Source organism: Dietzia sp. CW19 (genome assembly GCF_014145265.1).
Lineage (GTDB): Bacteria > Actinomycetota > Actinomycetes > Mycobacteriales > Mycobacteriaceae > Dietzia > Dietzia natronolimnaea.
Window position 1 is genome coordinate 1 of the sequence record NZ_JAALEE010000266.1, and the last position, 1427, is coordinate 1427.

The 1427-nt window shown below is 72.9% G+C and carries 2 protein-coding genes and 1 pseudogene; all 3 read left to right on the top strand.

Features of this window, described 5'->3' with window-relative positions; genetic code table 11:
* Positions 1-438: pseudogene (locus tag G6021_RS08635) on the top strand (primosome assembly protein PriA); the annotation flags it as partial.
* Positions 439-519: 81 nt separating this feature from the next.
* Positions 520-1074 (top strand): peptide deformylase, encoded by a 555-nt coding sequence (def, locus tag G6021_RS08640; RefSeq protein ID WP_182641068.1) that lies wholly within the window; start codon positions 520-522, stop codon positions 1072-1074.
* 2 nt (positions 1075-1076) lie between these two features.
* On the top strand, positions 1077-1427 hold a 351-nt coding region (locus G6021_RS08645; protein ID WP_347237826.1), incomplete at its 3' end, for a formyltransferase family protein.

Here is a 1427-nt window from a genome sequence, read left to right on the forward strand (position 1 = left end):
GCCTGCCTGGTCCGCCCGGCCGCCGACGGGGGCCGTGTGTTCCTGTCGGCGGATTCCGGGTCCCCGGTCGCGCAGGCCCTGGTGCGGTGGGACCCCCAGGGGTGGGCCGAACGCGAACTCGCGGACCGCGCCGAGGTGGGGTTCCCGCCCGCCGTCCACATGATGGCGGTGGACGGCCCGGCCTCCGCGCTGGCCGAGATCCTCGACGAGCTCCGGATCCCGGACGAGGTGGAGGTGCTCGGGCCCGTCGACCTCCCCCCGGGGGAGGAGTTGCCCGGACACGACGGCGTGGAGGACCCCGAGCGGGTGTTGCTCCGCGTCCCGCCACCGCTGCTCGGAGCGGTCTCCACCGAACTACGGGCGGTCGTGGTGGCGCGGTCGGGACGGCGGAACGCCGACCCCGTCCGGGTCCGGCTCGACCCGGTACACATCGGCTGACCGGCCCGTGCGGTGGGTTGCCCGGAGACCACCTAGAATGGGCGTTTCCCGTATCCCCGTCCGCGAGGAGTTCAGATACGCATGGCCGTCCATCCCGTCCGGCTCTTCGGTGATCCCGTCCTGAGGACCCCGACCGATCCCGTCACCTCGTTCGACGACAGGTTGGCGCGCATCGTGGCCGACCTCATGGACACGGTCCGCCACGAGGACGGAGCCGGGTTGGCCGCTCCCCAGATCGGCGTGTCCACCCGGGTGTTCGTCTACACCTGTGGAGGCCGCGAGGGCCACCTCGTCAACCCGGAGTGGGAACCGATGGGAGACGAGAGGACTCACGTCAACGAGGGGTGCCTGTCGATCCCCGGGGTCTCCGAACCCACCGAACGCTACGCGCGTGTCGTGGCGCGCGGCGTCGACGTGCACGGAGAGCCGGTGCGTCTCGAGGCCGAGGGGATCCTCGCGCGCGCCGTGCAGCACGAGACCGACCACCTCGACGGGATCCTGTTCCTCCAGCGCCTCACCCCGGACCGGCGGCGCTCGGCGATGGCCGGGATACGGTCGTCCGGATGGTTCGGTAGCGACGCCATCAGCGCCGGGGTCGTCTACGACCGACTCGCCGACGCGATGGCGGTGAGGTGACGGTGCGACTCGTCTTCGCCGGCACACCGCAGGCGGCCGTCCCCTCGCTCGAGGCCCTGCTGACCTCAGGCCGACACGACGTGGTGGCGGTGGTCTCCCGTCCCGATGCCCGGACCGGTCGCGGCCGGAGCCTGTCCCGCAGTCCCGTGGCCGCGGCTGCCGACGCCGCGGGGATCGAGGTCCTCACGCCGCCGAACGCCCGCGACCCGCAGTTCGCCGAGCGCCTCCGTGACCTCGCACCCGACGCGGTGCCGGTGGTGGCCTACGGGCACCTGGTGCCGCGACCCGTCCTGGACATCCCCGCACACGGCTGGGTGAACCTCCACTTCTCGCTGCTGCCGGCGTGGCGGGGA

What these genes read in the sequence shown, in the direction of transcription:
- def (WP_182641068.1), top strand. Translation starts at nt 520, where the DNA reads ATGGCCGTCCATCCCGTCCGGCTCTTCGGTGATCCCGTCCTGAGGACC.